This is a genomic window from uncultured Agitococcus sp. (genome assembly GCF_937920075.1).
Classification (GTDB): domain Bacteria; phylum Pseudomonadota; class Gammaproteobacteria; order Pseudomonadales; family Moraxellaceae; genus Agitococcus.
Genome location: NZ_CALETI010000359.1, coordinates 1 through 6,366 on the forward strand (window position 1 = coordinate 1; position 6,366 = coordinate 6,366).

Below are 6,366 nucleotides of genomic sequence, written 5' to 3' on the forward strand. Positions count from 1 at the left end.
TTGATATTCCGATTATGGCTTTGGCATGGGGCGTGTTGTTGGCAGGGGTGGCACAATTAGCCATACAAATTCCTGCTTTATATAACATAGGAATGTTGCCACGTTTTAAAGTTGCTTTTGCGGACGAAGGGGTAAAAAAGATTTTTACCTTAATGTTGCCTGCGATGTTTGGTGTCTCTGTCAGTCAAATTAACTTATTATTAGATACTATTTTAGCTTCGTTTTTAGTGTCAGGTTCGGTGGCTTGGTTATATACCGCAGAGCGTTTAACCGAATTACCTTTAGGCTTAATTGGCATTGCCGTAGCAACAGTCATTTTGCCCTCATTGTCGGCAAAACATGCCGAAAAATCTGAGGCTGAATTTAAAGCCATGTTAGATTGGGCGTTACGAGTCATTGTCTTGGTAGGGGTGCCGTCTTCTTTAGCGATGTTGATTTTGGCCGAACCGATGATTGCCGCTTTATTTCATCATGGTAAATTTTCGGCACATGATGTGGCAATGTCGGCGGCAGCTTTACAAGCTCTATCCGGTGGAATTTTAGCTTTTATGTTAATTAAGGTATTTGCACCGGGTTATTATTCGCGCCAAGACACCAAAACACCCGTTAAAATTGGCATTATTGCGATGATTAGCAATATGGTTTTTAACTTAATGTTGGTTTGGCACTTTAAACATGTGGGCTTAGCTTTTGCTAGTACCATGTCGGCCTTTTTAAATGCAGGTTTGTTGTATCACGGTTTACACAAACAAAATGTCTTTAGATTAGAAAAGCATTGGCGTGTATTAGCGTTGCGTTATGGTTTTGCCAATATCGCCATGGTGGCCGTGTTGTTAGTGATTACGCCAAGCTTGGCTTTTTGGTTAGATGCAAATGCTTTGCATAAAGTAGCGTACTTATTGGCGATTTGTGTAGCAGGGGTAGTGACTTATTTAGTGGCATTAACCTTAACAGGCTTTAAATGGCGTGAGCTAAAGCATTGATTAAGAGCATTGATTAGACAATAATTGATGGTTTAGATTGGAAAAGCTGCATAAGCAGCTCTGATACTGGCGCTTTTTGGCTTTATTAGTACGACTATGACCCAACTTATTCGACATTGGCAAACATTAACAAATCTTTCATTACCACCCAGTGTGGTGACGATTGGTAATTTTGATGGTGTACATGCTGGGCATCAAGTCATTTTGCAACGCGTCTTAGACATTAGTCGTCAGAAAAACTTAGCCAGTGTCGTCATGTATTTTGAGCCACAGCCTCAAGAATTTTTTCAAGGAAAAAATGCGCCAGCCCGATTGATGGATTGGCGTGACAAATTTGAAGTATTACGTGACTTGGGCATTGATTATGTCTTAGTTATTAGATTCGATGCGGCATTTCGTGGTTTAACCGCACAAAAGTTTATTGAGCAAGTGTTGCAACCGCTAAACTGTCAACATTTAGTGGTGGGTGATGATTTTCGTTTTGGCTGTGATCGGTCGGGTGATTTTGCTTTTTTACAGCAACAAGCGTTTGTGGTGGAAAATACCCCAACAGTCGCCAAAGATTGTTTACGCATTAGTTCGACACGGATTCGCCAAGCCATTCAAGAGTCCGATTTTGATTTAGCCGCGCAATTATTAGGTCGCCCCTATATGATTGCAGGTCATATTAAGCATGGTGACAAAATTGGTCGAACCCTTGATTTTCCAACGGCTAATGTGGGTTTAAATCGTCATGTTTCGCCTGTTGCGGGCATTTATGCCGTAAAAGTATGGGGCTTAACCCCAGAGCCTTTATTGGGTGCAGCCAATGTTGGAACACGCCCTGCGGTGGGTGGCAAAGAAAACCGCATTGAAGTGCATATTTTGGATTTTAACGGCGATATTTATGGTCGCCGAATAGGTGTGCAGTTTTGTCACAAACTGCGTAATGAAACAAACTTTCCTTCTTTAGAAGCATTAAAACAAGCGATTGCTAATGATGTATTGGCAACACGCAACTATTTTGACCCCTACTCAAAAGGCGAGGAAGTTTCATCATAAAAATTAGCGATGAAGCTCCCTCTCCTTAGATAAGGAGAGGGCAGGGGTGAGGTTAAGCGATAACCGCGCAAGTCCTAAATTAAATTTAAGTGAGTAAAGCAAAACATGACTGTTGATTATAAAAGCACGCTAAATTTGCCCGAAACGGCCTTTGCGATGAAAGCTGATTTAGCCAAGCGTGAGCCAAATTGGGTAAAGGATTGGCAAGAAAACAAGTTATATCAAAAGATTCGTCAAGCACGTGCTGGTCGTCCACAATTTATTTTGCATGATGGTCCTCCCTATGCCAATGGCAATATTCATATTGGTCATTCGGTTAATAAAATTCTCAAAGATATTATTATCAAATCCAAAACCTTAGCAGGCTTTGACGCGCCCTATGTTCCAGGTTGGGATTGTCATGGCCTGCCTATCGAACTTAATGTCGAAAAGAAATTTGGTAAAGCAGGGCATAAAGTGTCCGCCAAAGAGTTTCGTCAACATTGTCGTGACTTTGCCATTGGCCATGTTGAAAACCAAAAAGCTGACTTTCAGCGTTTAGGCGTGTTGGGGGATTGGGATAATCCTTACTTGACCATGAATTTTCAACAAGAAGCGGACATTATTCGTAGCTTAGGCAAAATTGCCGCCAATGGCCATTTGCATCAAGGTTTAAAACCTGTGCATTGGTGTATGGATTGTGGCTCTGCCTTGGCCGAAGCCGAAGTTGAATATGAAGATAAACAATCTCATGCGGTTGATGTCGCATTTGCTGTACAAGATGTTGCGGACTTTGCCCAACGTGGCAATTTGACCAACGTACCTGCTGCGGTGGATTTTGTTATTTGGACAACCACACCTTGGACGTTGCCTGCTAACCAAGCGGTCAGTTTGCATCCTGAATTAGTGTATGTAGTCGTTCAAGCGACCATTGAACAACAAACACGTGTTTTAGTGTTAGCCCAAGCCTTGTATGAAGCGACATTGGCGCGTTATCAAGCAGAAGATATTCAAGTGTTGGCTGAAGTCGCAGGTGCAGCTTTTGAGCATGTTGCGTTACAACATCCATTTTATGAACGTACTGTGCCTGTGATTGTTGGTGAACATGTTACGGCTGATGCAGGGACAGGCGCGGTACATACGGCACCAGGTCATGGTCATGATGACTTTGTGGTGGGCAAAAAATATAACTTAAAAGTTGATAACCCTGTTGATAATAACGGCGTGTTTTTGCCAAATACACCCTTGTTTGCAGGTATGCACGTTAACAAGGCCAATGAGCCAATCATTGAAACGCTAAAAGCCAATAACCGTTTATTAGCACACGTTAAAATCAAACACAGTTACCCACATTGCTGGCGTCATAAAACCCCCATTATTTTCCGTGCAACGCCACAATGGTTTATTAGCATGGAACAAAAAGGCTTACGTGATGCAGCGATGCAAGCGATTGACGAAGTACAATGGTTACCCAATTGGGGTAAAGCACGTATTGTATCCATGATGCAAGGCCGCCCTGATTGGTGTATTTCACGTCAACGGACGTGGGGTGTACCAATTGCTTTATTTGTCCATAAAATCACAGGCGAGTTACACCCACAAACCATCGACTTGATCGAGAAGGTTGCGCTTGAAGTTGAAAAAGCAGGTATTGACGCATGGTGGGATATTGATGCGGCGGTTTTATTGGGGGCAGAAGCAGAAAACTACCTAAAAGTTACTGATACCTTAGACGTATGGTTTGATTCTGGTGTAACACATTCTTGTGTCTTAACTCGTCCAGATTTGCGTTATCCTGCCGATTTATATCTAGAAGGCTCCGACCAACATCGTGGTTGGTTTCAATCGTCTTTATTAACCGCTTTAGCCGCGAATGGTGATAAGCCATTTAAAACGGTATTAACGCATGGTTTTACGGTGGATGAAAAAGGCCACAAAATGTCTAAATCCTTGGGTAATGTTGTGTCACCACAAGACATTATGAAAACCCTTGGTGCAGACATTATTCGTTTATGGGTGGCTGCCACCGACTACAGTGGTGAAATGTCTGTTTCTAAAGTCATTTTAGAACGGATGAGTGATGCTTATCGCCGTATTCGTAACACCATGCGCTTCTTATTAGCCAACTTAGCAGGTTTTGATCCTGCACAACATCTTGTGCCAACCAATGACATGTTGGCTTTAGATCGTTGGGTAGTTGATAAAGCAGCACAGGTGCAAACCGAAATTATCGCAGCTTATGAAGCTTATGAATTCCATAATATTTACCATAAGCTACATAACTTCTGTTCTTTAGATTTAGGTAGTTTTTACCTAGACATTATTAAAGATCGTCAGTACACCACACAGGCTGATTCGTTAGCGCGTCGTTCAGCCCAAACCGCCTTGTATCATATCATTCAAGCTTTAGTACGCTGGTGTGCGCCTATTTTGAGTTTTACAGCTCACGAAATCTGGCAAGAAATTCCACAAGCAGGTGCTGAGTCAGTATTCTTGACCGAATGGTATCAAGGTTTAGCGACTTTACCCGAAGACGACAGCCAACCCATGTTGACTCGTGCTTATTGGCAACAGGTAATGGCCGTGAAAACAGCGGTTAATAAAGAAATCGAAGAAGCACGTACTCGCAAAGAAGTGGGTTCGGGTTTATCTGCCGAAGTGACTTTATATGTTACCCCTGAATTAAAAGCGCGTTTAGCTTTATTGGCCGATGAGTTACGTTTTGTGTTAATTACCTCAAGCGCAACCTTGTCCGACCAAAATGGCGAAGGACAAGTAACCGATGTAGTAGGCTTAAACGTTAAAGTGACCCCATCAACATACACCAAATGTGTGCGCTGTTGGCATTACCGTGCCGATGTGGGTAGTCATGCCGAACATCCAGAAGTTTGTGCGCGTTGCGTAGAAAACGTTGCAGGGCAGGGCGAAATTCGACATTTTGCCTAATCAATAAAGCCCTCTCAAAGAGGGCTTTATTTTGAATAAATCATTTGTCTATGAAGCTCTAATTTGAGAGAACATTAAGTAATGTCATCTTTACATTTAAAAAACTTAACTTGGTTGTTGTTAAGTATTATCATTATCGTTATCGACCAAGTGACGAAACTATATTTTAACCAAAAATTACAGTTAGGCCAGTCGATTGAACTGCTACCTGTTTTAAATTGGACTTTGGCTTATAACTATGGTGCAGCATTTAGCTTTTTACATGACGCAGGTGGCTGGCAGCGTTGGTTTTTTGCAGGCATAGCCGTTGTTGTCAGTTTAGGTTTGACCATTTGGCTAGTAAAACTAGAAAAAAATGCCAAATTTTTAGCCTTTGCCATTGCCTTCTTATTAGGCGGAGCAATTGGGAATTTATATGACCGTATGACTTATGGTTATGTGATTGATTTTATCCATGTGTTTTATCAAACATGGCATTTTCCTATTTTTAACGTTGCCGATTGTGCCATCACCGTGGGTGCAATCATGTTAATCATAGATTCTATATTTTTTGAGCAAAAACGACAGGTATCTAAATAATGACTGACGAAATCATTCAACGTATTGGCGCAAATAAAGTCGTCACCTTGCATTTTGCGGTGTGTTTGGCCAATGGCCAACTCTTAGATACCACACGTGAGCGTGAACAGCCTGTCAGTTTTACCGTGGGTGATGGTAGTTTATTAGAAGGCTTTGAAAAGGCCATCTTTGGCTTAAAAGCAGGGGATAAACGTTCGATTTTTATTGAAGCTAAAAATGGTTTTGGCGAATGGCAAGAAGGCAATGTCCAAACGTTTGACAAAAATTTATTTGCTGATGAATTAAGTGTTGGTTTAGTTGTCTCGTTTGCCGATAAAAGCAAAGCAGAGCTAGCAGGCGTAGTAAAAGAAATCACAGATAAGCAAGTGATAGTGGACTTTAATCACCCTTTAGCCAGTAGAGACTTGCTTTTTGAAGTAGACATCATTAGTGTTCGCGATGTCAGTGAACAACCATTCACTCTTAAAGGTTGAGATGAGTTATGGAGATTAATTTAGCTAATCCTCGTGGTTTTTGTGCAGGGGTTGACCGAGCAATCGCCATTGTCAATCGCGCTTTAGAAGTCTTTGGTCGTCCTATTTATGTACGTCATGAAGTCGTGCATAACAAATTTGTGGTTGATGATTTGCGTCAACGTGGTGCCGTATTTGTGGATGAATTAGATCAAGTGCCAGATGGTACAATTGTGATTTTTAGCGCACATGGTGTTTCGCAAGCGGTACAAAATGAAGCCGCACGCCGTGGCTTAAAGGTTTTTGATGCAACTTGTCCTTTAGTAACCAAAGTGCATATGGAAGTCACTCGTTATGCGCGTACAGGTGTAGAAGCTATTTTAATT

The 6,366-nt window shown here is 41.8% G+C and carries 5 protein-coding genes and 1 pseudogene; all 6 read left to right on the forward strand.

The features are described 5' to 3' along the window. On the forward strand, positions 1–983 hold a 983-nt coding region (gene murJ, locus Q0212_RS12315), incomplete at its 5' end, for a murein biosynthesis integral membrane protein MurJ (RefSeq protein ID WP_297925935.1). Between the two features lie 96 nt (positions 984–1,079). Further along, on the forward strand, positions 1,080–2,024 hold the full coding sequence (ribF, locus tag Q0212_RS12320) for a bifunctional riboflavin kinase/FAD synthetase (RefSeq protein ID WP_297925937.1): 945 nt from the start codon (positions 1,080–1,082) through the stop codon (positions 2,022–2,024). 105 nt (positions 2,025–2,129) lie between these two features. After that, on the forward strand, positions 2,130–4,949 hold the full coding sequence (gene ileS / locus Q0212_RS12325; RefSeq protein ID WP_297925939.1) for an isoleucine--tRNA ligase: 2,820 nt from the start codon (positions 2,130–2,132) through the stop codon (positions 4,947–4,949). Positions 4,950–5,030: 81 nt separating this feature from the next. Beyond that, a complete protein-coding gene (gene lspA / locus Q0212_RS12330; RefSeq protein WP_297925941.1) occupies positions 5,031–5,528 on the forward strand; it encodes a signal peptidase II in 498 nt (165 codons plus the stop codon). After that, positions 5,528–6,001 (forward strand): peptidylprolyl isomerase, encoded by a 474-nt coding sequence (locus tag Q0212_RS12335; RefSeq protein ID WP_297925944.1) that lies wholly within the window; start codon positions 5,528–5,530, stop codon positions 5,999–6,001. Before lspA ends, Q0212_RS12335 begins: the two co-directional genes overlap by 1 nt. 8 nt (positions 6,002–6,009) lie before the next feature. Further along, positions 6,010–6,366: pseudogene (gene ispH, locus Q0212_RS12340) on the forward strand (4-hydroxy-3-methylbut-2-enyl diphosphate reductase); the annotation flags it as partial.

Bases quoted from the DNA above. Each gene is read 5' to 3' on its own strand.
- lspA (WP_297925941.1), top strand. From the start codon at position 5,031: ATGTCATCTTTACATTTAAAAAACTTAACTTGGTTGTTGTTAAGTATT.
- Q0212_RS12335 (WP_297925944.1), top strand. From the start codon at position 5,528: ATGACTGACGAAATCATTCAACGTATTGGCGCAAATAAAGTCGTCACC.
- ileS (WP_297925939.1), top strand. From the start codon at position 2,130: ATGACTGTTGATTATAAAAGCACGCTAAATTTGCCCGAAACGGCCTTT.
- ribF (WP_297925937.1), top strand. From the start codon at position 1,080: ATGACCCAACTTATTCGACATTGGCAAACATTAACAAATCTTTCATTA.